At 57.6% G+C, this 14,259-nt stretch carries 14 protein-coding genes; 5 read left to right on the forward strand and 9 right to left on the reverse strand.

Features of this window, described 5'->3' with window-relative positions; translation table 11 throughout:
* Positions 1–317 precede the first annotated feature (317 nt).
* From msrQ to CKW14_RS13055, 6 genes are all read right to left on the reverse strand, one after another.
* The gene (msrQ, locus tag CKW14_RS13030; protein ID WP_095125440.1) at positions 318–941 is read right to left on the reverse strand and encodes a protein-methionine-sulfoxide reductase heme-binding subunit MsrQ; all 624 of its coding nucleotides are present in this window, start codon (positions 939–941) and stop codon (positions 318–320) included.
* Positions 941–1,954 carry a protein-methionine-sulfoxide reductase catalytic subunit MsrP gene (msrP, locus tag CKW14_RS13035; protein ID WP_095048651.1) on the reverse strand — a complete coding sequence of 338 codons (1,014 nt, stop codon included), beginning with the start codon at positions 1,952–1,954 and terminating at the stop codon, positions 941–943. Before msrP ends, msrQ begins: the two co-directional genes overlap by 1 nt.
* Before the next feature lie 63 nt (positions 1,955–2,017).
* Positions 2,018–2,875: a CDP-diacylglycerol--serine O-phosphatidyltransferase gene (gene pssA, locus CKW14_RS13040; RefSeq protein WP_016983477.1), complete on the reverse strand. Its 858-nt coding sequence runs from the start codon at positions 2,873–2,875 to the stop codon at positions 2,018–2,020.
* A gap of 149 nt (positions 2,876–3,024) precedes the next feature.
* Entirely contained in the window at positions 3,025–4,041 is a 1,017-nt protein-coding gene (ilvC, locus tag CKW14_RS13045; RefSeq protein WP_007909969.1) for a ketol-acid reductoisomerase, read from the reverse strand.
* A 48-nt stretch (positions 4,042–4,089) separates the two neighbouring features.
* Positions 4,090–4,581, reverse strand: a complete 492-nt coding sequence (ilvN, locus tag CKW14_RS13050; protein ID WP_003176102.1) for an acetolactate synthase small subunit — start codon at positions 4,579–4,581, stop codon at positions 4,090–4,092.
* A 2-nt stretch (positions 4,582–4,583) separates the two neighbouring features.
* Positions 4,584–6,308, reverse strand: a complete 1,725-nt coding sequence (locus tag CKW14_RS13055; protein ID WP_093434972.1) for an acetolactate synthase 3 large subunit — start codon at positions 6,306–6,308, stop codon at positions 4,584–4,586.
* A gap of 399 nt (positions 6,309–6,707) precedes the next feature.
* Between CKW14_RS13055 and CKW14_RS13060 the strand changes: the two genes are divergently transcribed.
* On the forward strand, positions 6,708–7,124 hold the full coding sequence (locus tag CKW14_RS13060; RefSeq protein WP_095048652.1) for a DUF4124 domain-containing protein: 417 nt from the start codon (positions 6,708–6,710) through the stop codon (positions 7,122–7,124).
* A 105-nt stretch (positions 7,125–7,229) separates the two neighbouring features.
* Here the strand turns inward: CKW14_RS13060 and CKW14_RS13065 are convergent, their stop codons facing one another.
* From CKW14_RS13065 to mrcB, 3 genes are read right to left on the reverse strand one after another with little or no spacing between them, the layout of a single operon-like run.
* Positions 7,230–7,565, reverse strand: a complete 336-nt coding sequence (locus CKW14_RS13065) for a YqcC family protein (protein ID WP_095048653.1) — start codon at positions 7,563–7,565, stop codon at positions 7,230–7,232.
* Positions 7,565–8,314 (reverse strand): hypothetical protein, encoded by a 750-nt coding sequence (locus tag CKW14_RS13070; protein WP_095048654.1) that lies wholly within the window; start codon positions 8,312–8,314, stop codon positions 7,565–7,567. The genes CKW14_RS13065 and CKW14_RS13070 overlap by 1 nt, the downstream gene beginning before the upstream one ends.
* Positions 8,315–8,330: 16 nt before the next feature.
* On the reverse strand, positions 8,331–10,655 hold the full coding sequence (gene mrcB / locus CKW14_RS13075) for a penicillin-binding protein 1B (protein WP_095048655.1): 2,325 nt from the start codon (positions 10,653–10,655) through the stop codon (positions 8,331–8,333).
* Between the two features lie 118 nt (positions 10,656–10,773).
* On the opposite strand from mrcB, the gene CKW14_RS13080 reads away from it, so the two are divergent.
* From CKW14_RS13080 to CKW14_RS13095, 4 genes are all read left to right on the forward strand, one after another.
* Complete coding sequence (locus CKW14_RS13080) at positions 10,774–12,330, forward strand: bifunctional aminoglycoside phosphotransferase/ATP-binding protein (RefSeq protein ID WP_095125441.1); 1,557 nt, start codon at positions 10,774–10,776, stop codon at positions 12,328–12,330.
* A 90-nt stretch (positions 12,331–12,420) separates the two neighbouring features.
* Positions 12,421–12,765 (forward strand): pentapeptide repeat-containing protein, encoded by a 345-nt coding sequence (locus CKW14_RS13085; RefSeq protein WP_007909940.1) that lies wholly within the window; start codon positions 12,421–12,423, stop codon positions 12,763–12,765.
* Positions 12,766–13,051: 286 nt separating this feature from the next.
* On the forward strand, positions 13,052–13,324 hold the full coding sequence (locus CKW14_RS13090) for a TfoX/Sxy family protein (protein ID WP_003228231.1): 273 nt from the start codon (positions 13,052–13,054) through the stop codon (positions 13,322–13,324).
* Between the two features lie 16 nt (positions 13,325–13,340).
* Positions 13,341–14,141: a Crp/Fnr family transcriptional regulator gene (locus tag CKW14_RS13095; RefSeq protein WP_095125442.1), complete on the forward strand. Its 801-nt coding sequence runs from the start codon at positions 13,341–13,343 to the stop codon at positions 14,139–14,141.
* The last annotated feature ends 118 nt before the right edge of the window (positions 14,142–14,259 follow it).

Genomic DNA, 14,259 nt, shown 5'->3' on the forward strand with positions numbered 1-14,259 from the left:
TTAAGATCTTTCGCCTCAACCGAGGCGCGCATTCTACAGCAGCCTCATTTGCTGTCAAGTGATTATTTTCAGAAGTTTTCGAAGAATTCTTCAACAACTTCAACCACTTGCGCTTCCGATCTCTCGTCAGCGGGAGGCGAATTCTACAGCGTTACACGCTGCTGTCAACACCTCTTTTTCAACTCCCTTCTGGCTTCGATGAACTGAAGCAACCTGCCGCCGAAACCTACATAACTCATTGAATATCAAGGAGTTTTCCGTTTCGACTGCGCCGGAAGTGGGGCGAATTATAGACATCTGAAATTCGCCGTCAACCGTTAATTTCGCTTTTCTTGCAAAACCTGCTTTTTAGCCAGCAAACGCGGGATCCGACGCATCACTGGCGGAATACGCAGCACCAGAAGCATCGCGCCTACAAAGGCATAGATCGCCCATTCCTCTAGATCAGCACGCACGATCCACAGCATATGCAGCAAACCCAGGCCAAGAATCACATAGACCAGACGATGCAGCTTCTTCCAGCGCGAACCCAAACGACGCTGACTGTAGCGATTTGACGTCACCGCCAGCGCCAACAATCCGAGAAAACCCAAAGCCCCCACTATTATGTAGGGCCGCTTACGCAACTCGACAGTCAGCTGCGACCAATCGAAACCCAGAATAAACGCCATATAACTACACAGATGCAAAACCACATAGGCAAAACACCAGAGCCCCAGCTGTCGGCGCACTGCAATCCACCCAGCCCAGCCGGTGAGCTTCTGCATAGGTGTCATGCTCAGAGTGATCAACAACAACACCAACGTCCCCAAGCCCAGCCGATCCACCAGCACTTTGCCAGGATCAGGCCCGAGCAAATCCCCGAGAGCCTGATACAACCACAGCATCGGCCAGACTGCCGCCGCAATGAAAACGCCTATACGCCAGTACGGGAATCGCATCAGTAATTCTTCCGCAGATCGAGCCCTGTGTATAAAGAAGCGACTTCATCCGAGTAGCCGTTGAACATCTGCGTATCCCGCACATTTGGCTTGAACAGACTGTTTGGCAGTCGCCGCTCCCGCGCCTGGGTCCAGCGTGGGTGATCAACCGTCGGGTTCACATTCGCATAGAAGCCGTATTCATCTGCCGCGATACTCTGCCAGGTCGTCTTCGGCTGCTCGCTGACCAGGCTGATACGGACGATGGATTTAACGCTCTTGAAGCCGTACTTCCATGGCACCACCAAGCGCAGAGGCGCACCGTTCTGATTCGGTAACTCGCGGCCATACATACCAACCGCCAGAATCGCCAGTGGATTCATCGCCTCATCCAACCGCAAGCCTTCTACATAAGGCCAATCGATCAGGGCAAACCCTGAACGCTGGCCAGGCATGCTCTTGGGATCCTGCAAGGTTTCAAAACGGATGTATTTGGCCTTGGACGTTGGCTCGACCTGCTTGAGCAGCGCCGAGATTGGAAAACCGATCCACGGAATGACCATCGACCACGCCTCGACACAGCGCAAGCGATAGATGCGCTCTTCCAATTGGTACGGCTTCATGAAGTCTTCCAGCGCATAGCGCCCTGGCTTACCCACCTCCCCGTCGACCACCACACTCCATGGTTCGGTTTTCAGCGAGCCCGCATTCGCCGCCGGGTCGCCCTTGTCGGTACCGAACTCATAAAAGTTGTTGTAGTGAGTGGCGTCTTTATAAGGCGTGATCGCCTCATCCTTGACGTTGACCGCTCCCCATTTAGTAGAAGGCAGCTTCTCAGTGAACCATGCAGGTGCCTTGCCCGGCTCGACATCGGCATACCGCGCCGCATCGTCGGCATTGGCCCAGCGCGGCAGGCTGCTGACGGCGATACCGGCAGCAGTGACCCCCAATAATTGGCGGCGAGAAAGATAAATAGCTTCAGGCGTGACATCCGACTCGTGGCAGTCGGACGCTTTGGGGACTTTGATCAACATGGCAACTCCGCAGCTTTGGAGGACAGATGCACCCATAGACTGCGGAGTATGCGGGAAATTACATCACTCGGCTTTTTTGTGCCGACGAAGATGCAATAAGTACTGCACCGGGCCGGAAGCGGCGTAGGCAAGGAACACCAACAGCAGAATGCGCGGTGGATCGCTAAACACCACGGCAAACACCAGCACTACCGCAAGAATCGCCACAAACGGTACGCGCCCCTTCAAGTCCAGCTCTTTAAAGCTGTTGTACTTGATGTTGCTGACCATCAGCATGCCGGCAGCCGCCACCATCAACGCGACCAGGAACGACATCTTCGAACCCTGGATCCCGTAATCACTGAATGCCCAGACAATCCCCGCCACCACACCGGCCGCTGCCGGACTGGCCAGACCGATGAAGTAACGTTTATCCGCCGTGCCAACCTGCGTATTGAAACGCGCCAGACGCAACGCCGCGCCTGCTACATAGATGAAGGCAACCATCCAGCCGACCTTGCCCATGTCGCCCAACGCCCAACCGAATGCCAGCAACGCCGGTGCAACACCGAACGCGACCATATCCGACAGCGAGTCGTACTCGGCGCCAAAGGCACTTTGCGTATTGGTCATGCGCGCGACACGACCGTCGAGGCCGTCGAGCACCATGGCGACGAAAATCGCGATCGCGGCGAACGCGAAATACTTGCTAGCGTTCGCCGAATCACCGGCACTCAACGCAGCCTGGGCGCTCATCGAGTTGATGATGGAGTAAAACCCTGCGAACAGGTTTGCAGTGGTGAACAGGTTCGGCAGCAGATAGATACCACGATGCCGGACTTTACGACCTTCTGCGTCGTGCCCTTCTTCGATGTGTTCATCGATGGGCAACAGGCTTTCGGCGTCAGAAGCCTTGTTCGGCTCTTCGGGACGTTCGCTCATGGACATTACCTTGCAACGGTTTGAAGAAAATTCGACAGATGCTTGAGGACGACAGTTCGGCCACAAACGCTGCAGCTTTATACCAGAACCACCGCCTCAAACGAAAAAACGCGGCCGAGGCCGCGTTTTTTCATACAAGGGACAACGACTTAGTTTTTGGCTTTGTCGACGATCTTGTTGGCACCGATCCACGGCATCATGGAGCGCAGTTGCTCGCCGATGACTTCGATACCGTGAGCGGCGTTGTTACGACGCTTGGCGGTCATCGAAGGGTAGCCGGTTGCGCCTTCGCTGATGAACATTTTGGCGTATTCGCCGTCCTGAATACGTTTCAGGGCGTTGCGCATGGCCTGACGGGATTCGGCGTTGATCACTTCCGGACCGGTCACGTACTCGCCGTACTCAGCGTTGTTGGAGATCGAGTAGTTCATGTTGGCGATACCGCCTTCGTACATGAGGTCAACGATCAGCTTCAGTTCGTGCAGGCACTCGAAGTAGGCCATTTCCGGCGCGTAGCCAGCTTCAACCAGGGTTTCGAAACCGGCTTTTACCAGTTCAACGGTACCGCCGCACAGAACGGCTTGTTCGCCGAACAGGTCGGTTTCGGTCTCGTCCTTAAAGGTGGTTTCGATGATGCCGGTACGACCGCCACCAACGCCAGCGGCGTAGGACAGCGCAACGTTTTTGGCGTTGCCCGAGGCGTCCTGGTAGATAGCGATCAGGTCAGGGATACCGCCGCCCTTCACGAACTCGGAACGTACGGTGTGACCCGGAGCTTTCGGCGCGATCATGATCACGTCGAGGTCGGCACGCGGAACAACCTGGTTGTAGTGGATCGCGAAGCCGTGGGAGAAGGCCAGGGTGGCGCCTTTCTTGATGTTCGGCTCGATTTCGTTTTTGTACAGCGAGGACTGGAACTCGTCCGGGGTCAGGATCATGACCAGGTCGGCGGCAGCAACAGCGGAAGCAACGTCGGTCACTTTCAGGCCGTGAGCTTCAGCTTTGGCAACAGTGGCCGAACCTTTACGCAGACCAACGGTAACGTCGACACCGGAGTCTTTCAGGTTGCACGCTTGGGCGTGGCCCTGGGAACCGTAACCGATGATGGCAACTTTCTTGCCCTGGATGATCGACAGGTCGCAGTCTTTATCGTAGAAAACTTTCATGAATTTCCCCTTTATATCCAGGCCGTTCAGGCCATTCGCTAATTTGGTTTAGATGCTGAGTACTTTGTCGCCGCGGGCAATGCCGGTCACGCCGCTACGGACGGTTTCCAGAATCGATGCGGTGCCGATGGACTGAATGAAGCTGTCGAGCTTGTCGCTGGTACCGGTCAATTGAACGGTATACACGCTGGCGCTGACGTCGACGATCTGTCCACGGTAAATATCGGTGGTGCGTTTGATCTCGGCGCGCTGGGCGCCAGTGGCCTTGACCTTGACCAGCATCAGTTCGCGCTCGATGTGAGCGCTTTCCGACAGGTCCACCAGCTTGACCACTTCGATCAGCTTGTTCAGGTTTTTGGTGATCTGCTCGATGACTTCATCGTGGCCCACAGTGGTCAGCGTCAGACGCGACAGGGTCGGATCTTCGGTCGGGGCCACGGTCAGGCTTTCGATGTTGTAGTTGCGCTGCGAGAACAGGCCGACTACGCGAGACAAAGCGCCGGGTTCGTTTTCCAGAAGCAAGGAAATAATGTGCCGCATGATTAAGTACGCTCCGTCTTGCTCAGCCACATATCGCGCATCGAGCCGTCTTTGATCTGCATCGGATAGACGTGCTCGCTGGTGTCGACCGAAATATCGATCACGACCAGGCGATCCTTCATGGCGAACGCTTCTGCCATCTTCGACTTCAAATCTTTCGATTCGGTGATGCGTACGCCAACGTGGCCGTAGGCTTCAGCCAGCTTGACGAAGTCAGGCAGCGATTCCATGTAGGAGTGTGAGTGGCGGCTGCCGTAGCTCATGTCCTGCCACTGACGAACCATCCCCAGAACACCGTTGTTGAGGATGACGATTTTCACTGGCAAGCCATACTGCAGGCAGGTCGACAGTTCCTGGATGTTCATCTGGATACTGCCTTCACCGGTGACGCAGGCAACGTCGTCATCCGGGAAGCTCAACTTGATGCCCATGGCCGCCGGAAAACCGAAGCCCATGGTGCCCAGACCACCGGAGTTGATCCAGCGATTCGGCTTGTTGAACGTGTAGTACTGCGCAGCGAACATCTGGTGCTGACCCACGTCGGAAGTGATGAAGGCATCGCCTTTGGTCACTTCGCAGAGGGTTTCGATCACGGTCTGCGGCTTGATCAGGCTGCCGTCGCCCTTTTCATAAGGGAACAGGCCGCGATCACCGCGCCATTCATCCACCTGCTTCCACCAACTGGCCACGGACTCCTTGTTCGGGGTCTCGCCGATTTCCTTGAGAATCGCGACCATTTCGGTCAGAACACTCTCAACCGGACCAACAATTGGCACGTCGGCCTTGATGGTCTTGGAAATCGAAGCCGGGTCGATGTCGATGTGAATGATCTTGGCGTTCGGGCAGAACTTCGCTGCGCCATTGATCACGCGATCGTCGAAGCGTGCGCCGACAGCCAGGATCACGTCAGCATGGTGCATCGCCAGGTTGGCGGTGTAACTGCCGTGCATGCCGAGCATGCCGATGAACTGACGATCAGTCCCCGGGAAACCACCCAGGCCCATCAAGGTGTTGGTCACTGGCAGGTTGAGCATTTTCGCCAGTTCGGTCAGCGGTGCGGAACCGTTGCCGAGAATTACGCCGCCACCGGAGTACATGACCGGACGCTTGGCCGCCAGGAGCATTTCTGCTGCCTTGCGGATTTGCCCGGAGTGACCACGAACGGCCGGGCTGTAGGAACGCAGCTTGGCTTTCTTCGGGAAGATGTATTCGAACTTCTCGGCCGGGTTGGTCATGTCTTTCGGGATATCGACCACGACCGGCCCCGGACGACCGGATTGCGCCAGGTAGAAGGCCTTCTTCATGACTTCCGGGATTTCCGAGGCGTGCTTGATCATGAAGCTGTGCTTCACGATCGGCCGGGAGATACCGATCATGTCGGTTTCCTGGAACGCGTCGGTGCCGACCATGGTGCTTGGCACCTGACCGGAAATGATCACCATTGGAATCGAGTCCATATAGGCGGTCGCGATACCGGTAATGGCGTTTGTGGCGCCAGGACCGGACGTCACCAATACCACGCCGGCTTTACCGGTGGCACGGGCATAACCGTCAGCCATATGGGTTGCCGCTTGTTCGTGACGAACCAGAATGTGAGTCACTTCCGGTTCTTTGAACAGGGCATCGTAAACATGCAGGAGAGCACCACCCGGGTACCCGTAGATATATTTGACGCCTTCGTCACGCAAGAAGCGGACGAGCATCTCACCGCCAGATAAAAGCTCCACGTTGTTCACCTCTAAAACGCCAGAATACCGTCCACAAAAAAGGGGCGGGTCTTAATAGGTTTACTTCTCGGCAGAGCATGAGCGACGGTGGTCGCCGACTACGTCAGCACTGACTGAGCAAGTATTGGGATCGTCCCAAGTGTTGCGGGCCTTTCCCACCCAGCGCGAGGTAACGCGTTGCGGGTGTAACAGGTCGGCGCGGATGTGCGCCTCATGATCTACCGAGTGGGTCTGCTTCTGGCAGTCCCTCTACAGCGGACTTTGGATTCTTCTGTTTCGCCCTCTCCAAGTCAAGTCGTCTGTGTGGTTAATTGTGGGTAAGCACATGAGAACGCAAGAAAAAACCTGAAAACCGCTACTCTGTTAGTGTCAATTGCGCAATTTTGCCAAGGAATCAGCATGCGAACGCTCCTCCTTACTCTGCTGATCGGCCTCAGCCCATGGTGCATGGCCGCTCAAATCTACAAATGGGTCGATGCCCAGGGGGTCACGCACTTCGATGCGCAGCCGCCACCGGGTCAGCAGTCGACAACCTTGCAGACGCCCTCCTCGCCCCCACCGAAACCGGCGGCAATGCCGGGCAGCGGTGTATTGGGCGATCAGAAGGCGATTGATGACAGGGTGAAGAAACAGGTGGCCGACCAACAGGCGCAGCTCAAACAGTTTTGCGAGCAAGCACGCACGAACCTTGCGCAATTGCAGAACAATCCGCGTTTGAGGGAAGAGGTGGAGGGACAGATGCGACGGCTGGATGATGCGCAGCGTCAGGAACGCATTGTCGAGGCTCAGAAACAGATAGCCGAGAATTGCCAATAGGCATCTGCAGGACTGTAGGAGCTGTCGAGTGAAATGAGGCTGCGATCTTTTGACTTTAAAGATCAATAGATCGCAGCCTTCGGCAGCTCCTACACAGAATCGGTATTAGCGCGAGGCAGTGATCAGCAGGTCAAACTCTTTAAGCAGCACCTGAAGCTGCCGATCCTTGCCACCCAGGTTGCGCTGGGCGAAGACCATTTCAGCCATTTCCTGAATCCCCGAGGCATTCGGCAATGGCAGATCCTCCTCAAGGATGTATTTCATCTTCGGCAGGAAGATCCATTGCAGCCACTGCTCGAAATCCAGCGTATCGACCGAAAACGGCTCGACACTGCTCAACGCTTCCGCCGACGGCGGAACCTCGTCCCACCAGCCTTGAGTGCGCAGTTCACGCTCGATCAGCAACAGCTGATCGGCGATTTTCGGGAAACGGGCATCCATCACAGCGAAACCTTGGCCTTCTGACGGGCCTGAGCGGCGCCCGCTGAATCGCCTTGTTTCTCACGGGACTGAGCGATGACTTCCCACAGGTTGGCCTGCAGGTCCGGACGACCGTTGGCCATGGTCAGCGCACGACGGGCGAACTGCTCGGCTTGCGGCGCATCACCTTGGGCCATGCGCACTTGCGCCAAGCGATAAAGCACTTGCGGCTCACGCGGGGCAACTCGCTGAGCACGCTCCAGGCTGGAGGACGCACCGTTGAGGTCGCCGCCGGCCTGTTGCTGCTGCGCTGTGGTCAGCAAGGCGAGCACCGGACCATCCAGTTGCTCGTCGGCGGAAAGTCCACCGCCACTGCTGGCCGAAGGAATTCCGCTCGGCGTCGAAGGCATGTTGTAAGTGCCCGAGTTGATCGGCGCCGATTCAACTGCTGATGGGTTGTACGGCCCAGGCGTGATACCACCGGACGCCGGACCCGGCACGATTGGCGAGGAGCTGATCGGCGCAGAAGTCGTCGCGCCGCCACCCGGCACCATCACCACCACGCCAGTGTCACCTTGCGGAATCGCCTGGGTCTGGCCCTGTGCTGGACGCTTCACCGTCGTTTGACGGAAGCCGCCATTGGCCGAAATACGTTCGCTGTTGGACACCGCAGTACCGGAGTCAACCACTGGAATCGAACCACGCTGTACGGTAGAGCAGCCGCTGAGCAAAGCCACGGCGGTCACCGCTGGAATCAACCACTTGTTCACTTGAAACCCTCTTTGCTTAATTCATCCAGCCCTTGACCCAATCCATCACCGACTCGCCGGAGGCAGGCGTTTCGCCCGCACACGCGGCGCCGGGTGGCGGTTCGCTGCCGCGAATATACGGCATCTGCACCGCCCCCGGACAGTTGGCATCGGAACCCTGCCCGGTACGCGAATCGACCCAAGCCTGTACGACATTGTCCGGCTGCGGCATGTCCAGCGGTAGCGGATCGGCCTTGCGCATGAAACTGGTCCAGACCTGCAACGCACCGGTGGCCCCGGTGAACGGCGTCTTGCCGTTGTCATCGCGCCCCAACCAGACCACCGCCAGCAGATCCTGACTGAAACCGGCGAACCAGCTGTCCCGGGAATCGTTACTGGTACCGGTCTTGCCCGCCAGCGTCAGGGTCTTGGGCAACACGTTATAAACCGAGCTGCCGGTACCTTCACGCATCACGCGCTGCATGGCGTTCTGGATCAGATAGATGGACGCCGGATCGAAACGCTGCTCGATCTGGAACGGATAACGCTTGAGCGGTTCGCCCTCGGCGGTCAGCACACTGCGAATGCCGCGCATCGGCGTATTGAAACCACCGTTGGCCAGCGTCTGGTACATGGTCGCGACTTCGATCGGGGTCATGCCACCGGCGCCAAGCAACATCGACGGGAATGCCGGGAACTCACGCGTTACGCCCAGACGACCCAAGGTCTTGAGTACGTTAGGTACGCCCACTTCCAGGCCCAGACGCGAGGTCGACAGGTTGTAGGAATGCGCCAGGCCTTGATAGAGGAACACGGTGCCGTGGGAGCGACGGTCGTAGTTCTGCGGTTTCCACACCTGACCGTTCGCGCCTTTGACCGACAACGGATCATCAGACAGCCAACTGGTCAGGGTGTACTGGCTCGGCTTTTCCAGCGCAGTCAGATAAACCGCAGGCTTGATCAACGAGCCGATCGGTCGCACGGCATCCAGTGCGCGGTTGAAACCGGCATAACTGGCCTGACGACTGCCGATCATTGCCTGGACCTCGCCGGTTTCCGGATTGGTCACGACCATCGCCGCTTCGACATCGTCGGAGCCCTTGCGCCCGGACAGACGTTTAAAGGTGTCGTTTACCGAGGCCTCGGCTTTCATCTGCAGGATCGGGTCGAAGCTGGTGAAGATGCGCAGACCTTCTTCGGTCAAGTCTTCGTCGCGATAGTCTTCACGCAACTGGCGTTTGACCAGATCGATAAAGCCCGGGAACGAGCTGTCGGCGAGCTTGCCGCGAGTAGTCACGCCCAGCGGCATTTTCTTCGCCGCTTCAACCTGTTCGGCCGTCGCCACGCCTTGCTGCTCAAGCACGTCGAGCACCAGGTTACGCCGCTCCAGCGCGCGCTCAGGATTGCGACGCGGGTTGTAGTAGGACGGACCTTTGACCATGCCGACCAGCATCGCCACCTGATGTAGCTTCAGCTCGGACAATGGCTGGCCAAAGAAGAACTGGCTGGCCAGACCGAAGCCGTGCACCGCGCGCTGACCATCCTGCCCGACGAAGACTTCGTTGAGGTAGGCCTCAAGGATTTCCTTTTTGTCGTAATGCAGCTCCAGCAGCATCGCCATCATCGCTTCGGTGAGCTTGCGGGTCAGGCTGCGTTCATTGGTCAGGTAGAAGTTTTTCACCAACTGCTGGGTCAGCGTACTGCCGCCCTGCGTCATCTTGCCGCCCGAGGTGTTGACCCAGATAGCCCGGGCAATCGACTTCGGCGACACGCCCCAGTGGCTATAGAAGTCGCGATCTTCGACAGCGATCAGAGTTTCGAGCAGATACGGCGGCACTTGATCGAGCTTGATCAGAATGCGGTCTTCAAGATTCTTCGGATAAATACCGCCGATCATCAGCGGTTCGAGGCGCACCACAGACAATTTCGATCCGTTGGTCGCCGACAGCTCAGCCACATAATCGCCAGAGAAACGCACGCGCACCGGCTGCGGTTTCTCCAAGCCTTCATAGAACTGGAAGCCACGGGTATTCAGATCGACGGTGTTGCCGCTAACGGCTGCCGCGCCGGGACCATTGCTCACGGCTTCGCGGCGATAACCGAGGGCATCGAGTTCGGTAAGGAAGTCGTCCTTGCTGAGCTTTTGTCCGACGAACAGCTCGAGCGGCCGCGCGTAAACCTTGGCCGGGATGGTCCAGCGCTTGCCGGAGAACTTCTCCTGCACCACGGCATCGAGGTAAACGGCGAAGCCAGCCAGCACGACAAGGCCGACCAGACTGAGTTTAATGGCCCAGCTCAACCATGGGCTAAGGCCCTTGGAGGGTGGTTTTTTCTTGGTACGGGGGGATCGAGTTCGAGTCATGGCGGCGGATTATACGCACTTTATTCATCCTCAACAGGAGCGCTCCGAGGTTTGCGTCGGGCTGGCGAGCGGCCATAATGGCGGCCTCGAATTTCCCCCAGTCTCTGAAGGATCGCCCGTGAGCCAGTCTCTGATCGCTGCCCTGCAAAACCCGGCCCTCTACCCGCACCCTGTCGAAGGGTTTCAGGTCATCGAAACCCATATCTCGTGGGTGATCCTCACCGGTCCCTTCGCTTATAAAATGAAGAAGCCGGTTAATTTCGGCTTCCTCGACTTCACTGGCCTCGAATCGCGCGCGCATTTCTGTGCGGAAGAGCTGCGTTTGAACCAGCGCCTGACCGATGATTTGTATCTGGAAGTGTTGCCAGTCACCGGCAGCCTTGAAGCACCGCAACTGGGCGGCGACGGTCCGGCCATCGAATACGTACTGAAAATGCGTCAATTCCCGCAGAGCGGTTTGCTCAGCACCTTGCAAGCCAACGGTGAGCTGACGACTCGGCACATCGACGAGATGGCAGAGCAGATCGCACGCTTCCACCTCACCGCGCCAAAGGTCCCGGCCGAACACGACGCCGGCACCCCGGACAGCGTGATGGCGCCGGTCTCGCAAAACTTCGAACAGATCCTGCCGTTTCTCAGCGACAAAAACGATCTGCTGCAACTCGATGCACTGAAAGCCTGGGCCGAAAGCAGCTTCGAACGTCTCAAGCCACTGTTCGCTCAGCGCAAGACCGAGGGTTTCACCCGTGAATGCCACGGCGATATCCACTTGGGCAACGCCACGGTCATCGACGGCAAAGTGGTGATCTTCGACTGCATCGAGTTCAACGAACCGTTCCGCTTCACTGACGTCTGGGCCGACACCGGTTTCCTCGCGATGGACCTGGAAGACCGTGGTCTGAAATCCCTGGCGCGCCGCTTCATCAGCCAGTATCTGGAACTGACTGGCGACTATCAGGGCCTGGAAGTGCTGAACTTCTATAAAGCCTACCGTGCACTGGTGCGCGCCAAGGTTGCCCTGTTCAGCATGCCGGCGGACGCGACCCCGGTGCAGCGCGCCACCACCCTGCGCCAGTACCGCAACTACGCCAACCTGGCCGAAAGCTACAGCACCATTCCTTCGCGCTTCATGGCGATTACCCACGGCGTTTCCGCTGTCGGCAAGAGCCACGTGGCCATGCGTCTGGTCGAAGCGCTGGGCGCAATTCGCCTGCGTTCCGATGTCGAGCGCAAGCGTCTGTTCGGTGAGCAAACCGTTGCCAACGACGTGCAGGCCGGTATCTATAGTGCCGACGCCAGCGCCGCCACTTACGCGCGTCTGCATGAAATCGCTGAAGTGATCCTGCACGCTGGTTTCCCGGTGGTCATTGACGCGACTTACCTCAAACGCGAACAACGCGACAACGCGGCAAAGATCGCCGAAGCCACCGGCACGCCATTCCTTATCCTCGATTGCAACGCGCCACAAGCGGTGATCGAAAGCTGGCTGGCGATCCGTCAGGCCGACCAAAAGGATCCGTCCGACGCCACCCTGGCGGTGATCGAAGCGCAGCAGGCCAATCGCGAAGCGCTGACGCCGGAAGAAATCCTGCGCAGCAAACGCGTACAGACCAATGAGTCCGGCACGCTGGACACCGTGGTCGCGCAGATTCGTCAGCGCCTGCCAGGCCTGTAAGAAACTATTTCGGCCGTGAAGCCCTCGCTTGCTTCACGGCCGTCAAATAGTGGCACTATACTGGCGTCATAAAACCAACGGTGATATGACATGAGCCAGCCGAAACTTCTCGACACCCCGCTATATGCCTTGCTGCACAAAGACGACATCACAGGTTTCAACAAAGAGCGCCCACAAGATGGCCCGATCGACATGGTCGGCGGCGATTTCCGTGGTCTTGATTTGCGTGAACTGAATGCCGATGGCGTGGATTTCAGGGACGCGTATTTCCGTTCTGCCGATCTGCGAGGCATCGATTTCCGCAATGCGTCGCTGGAAGGCGCGAGCCTGGCTCACGCGCAGATTTCCGGGGCTTACTTCCCGCCGGAACTGAGCGCTGACGAGATTCTGATGTCGATGAATTTCGGCACGCGCCTGCGCTATCGCACCCGCTGATAGTTGCCTCCCCTCTGACACGACGCCCACCCTGTAGGAGTGAGCCTGCTCGCGATAGCGGTCTAACATTCAACACATGTGTGCCTGCCAGTCCGCTATCGCGAGCAGGCTCACTCCTACATTGATATGTGTTTTTTCCCCTTCTTTCTGCGTTCGCAGGCCTTTCAAGCGCCCTTTCTTAGAAGCGTTTGCGTTGAATCCGACCAAACAATCACGCTTTTCCTACTGATGGCTACACTCCTGAGAAGCTCGCCCACGCACCATTCGGCCGTCGCAAGGAGGCTTGATGAATGATGAACTGCAACACCTGAAGAATCTTGGCAAGACGTCGGCGCAATGGCTGCATGCCGTGGGCATCCACAGCGCCTCGGACTTGCGTCGCCTGGGCGCGGTGGACGCCTACCGGGCCGTGCGTACCCGCGGGTTTCGCGCATCGAAGGTGTTGCTGTATGCGATCGAAGGCGCGCTGATGGATGTGCACTGGAACGACATCCCCGCTGAACGCAAGGACGCCCTCAACAAGCAACTCGAAGCCATTTCCTCGCGCCACAAGAACTGAACGGGCATTGACCGTCATGTATTTACTGGGGGAACAATCGGCCTGCGCCGATGCCTTGATCAACCGTTTGCAGAGCTTGCCCGCACTGTGGCTGCGCGATTTGGCGCCTTGCGGGCCGATGCTGGAACTGGAGGCGGCGGACGATTTGCTGACGCAGTTACCCGCCGATCAGCTATTCATGCTGAATGAAGGGATGATCAACGGCTGTATCGGCGCCCGTCCGCTGTTTTATTGGCAGGACGGCGATTTGATCGGCCTTCAGCAAGGTGAGGACTGGGCTGATTGCCGTTTGTGCAGTGACGGGGCGTTGCGCTTGACGCCCTATTGGCGCCGTGAGGTTTTCCAGCATGTGTATGCCGACGCTCATCGGACAGACCAGTTTCTAGAGTATCTGCTGGGGCAGATGGCGATCCTCGCCCATGCCGTCGCGGAACTGAAACCGCGTGAGTTTCGCAGCACCAATGGCTTCAAACGGGTCGAGGCGGGTGAAATCCTGATTAACCAAGGGGACGCGGCTGATCACGTGTTCGTGATCATCGACGGGCATGCCGAAGCGTTTGTCGACGGGCATAAGGTGGGAGATGTGGCCAAAGACGAGATTTTCGGTGCCATGGCCGTGTTTACCGGCGAGCCACGCAATGCCACGGTGATAGCACGAGAACCGAGCACGGTGATGCTGATTCCCGGTGATCATTTTTTGAGCATGACCCGCACCAATCCAAAGATCGCCCACAGCCTGATCGAGAGCATGGCACGGCGGATCGGCCAGTTGAATCGGCAGATCACGCAAATGACACCGACTGAAGGTCAACGCTAAAAGTCTTTGTTTGCGGGGCGTACCGACCATTTTCCGGACGATTTCAAAGAAACGGAAAAACAGTTGTTGACTCGGTAATGAGAATCGCTATGATTATCACAACTGGTCGCGAGATCAG

It is taken from the genome of Pseudomonas sp. Irchel s3a12, assembly GCF_900187485.1.
Taxonomy (GTDB): Bacteria; Pseudomonadota; Gammaproteobacteria; order Pseudomonadales; family Pseudomonadaceae; genus Aquipseudomonas; species Aquipseudomonas neuropathica.